This is a genomic window from Zhongshania sp. (assembly GCF_041584495.1).
In the GTDB taxonomy this organism is placed as follows: domain Bacteria; phylum Pseudomonadota; class Gammaproteobacteria; order Pseudomonadales; family Spongiibacteraceae; genus Spongiibacter.
In genome coordinates this window covers 1-1,142 of sequence record NZ_JBFHDY010000316.1, presented here as the reverse complement: position 1 = coordinate 1,142, position 1,142 = coordinate 1, and the positions used below count along the sequence as shown (strand labels likewise).

At 55.6% G+C, this 1,142-nt stretch carries 1 protein-coding gene; it reads right to left on the bottom strand.

All coding sequences use genetic code 11. The features are described from left to right. Positions 1-184 precede the first annotated feature (184 nt). Entirely contained in the window at positions 185-1,102 is a 918-nt protein-coding gene (locus ABYP33_RS19490; RefSeq protein ID WP_373093049.1) for a polyprenyl synthetase family protein, read from the bottom strand. Positions 1,103-1,142 lie beyond the last annotated feature (40 nt).

Genomic DNA, 1,142 nt, shown 5'->3' with positions numbered 1-1,142 from the left:
TGTTGCTAGCTCAGCTTCGTCGAGACGGCGCAGGTCTGCCGGGCTGTCGATGCGATCGAGCAGTGGTGTGGCAGGTCTTATAAGGGGAATTTCCTGAAACATTAAGCGCGGGGCCCTGAACCGATGAAAGGTCGAGATTGTAAACGAATTTGCGGCGATTTACCTATTTAAAGCGGCCTGCGTATCAGTGTTGGCGCGCAATGATGTAGTGGGAAAGATCCCGCAGTGGTGCGGCGCGCTCGTCGAATCCCGTCAAGGCTTGCAGCGCGTCGGCGTGGAGGTCTTGCGCTAGCTGCTTAGCGCCGGCTATACCCAGCAAGGCGGGAAAGGTCGGTTTGTTTAGTGCTTGATCGGCGCCTTGCGTTTTGCCTAAGGTCTCGGTATTGCTTTCGATGTCGATAATATCGTCTTGCACCTGAAAGGACAGGCCGATGGCTTTACCATAGCGGTCTAGCGCAGCGAGTTGCTGCTGGTCAGCCTTGCACCAGGTGGCGCTCATTGCAATGGCGACGCGGATTAAGGCGCCGGTTTTTAATTGGTGCATGGTTTGTAACGCGGCGAGATCCAACTGTTGATTCACGGCAGCGAGATCAATTGCTTGACCGCCAACCATGCCCCTGGGGCCCGCCGCGGCACTTAATTGCTGAATTAAGGCGAGTTTGGCCTCGGCATTTGTGCCGGGCAAGGTGGCAATAACTTCAAAGGCGCGGGCTTGCAGCGCGTCGCCAACCAGTATTGCGGTGGCCTCATCATACGCAATATGGCAAGTGGGTTTGCCTCGGCGCAAGTCGTCATCGTCCATGGCGGGGAGGTCGTCGTGAACAAGGGAATAGGCGTGGATCATTTCTATTGCGCTAGCAATCTCGTTCAATCCGGCGCGGCTGTTTTGGCCGAGGGCCTGGGCTGTGGCGTATACCAGACTTGCCCGCACTCGTTTGCCACCGTTCAGTACGCTGTAAATACTGGCCTCACCCAGCCTTTGTAGGCTGCTGTTGGCATCAGCGTCTGCATATTCGCTGCCGATATTACCAAGTAGGCTGGGCAGTGCTTGCTGGACACGTTGTTGGCAGTGCGCGAGGAAATTGGCGAAATCTGGGGTCATTAATCAATCTTCCGCAACGAGGGTTTTACTAACGATTTCT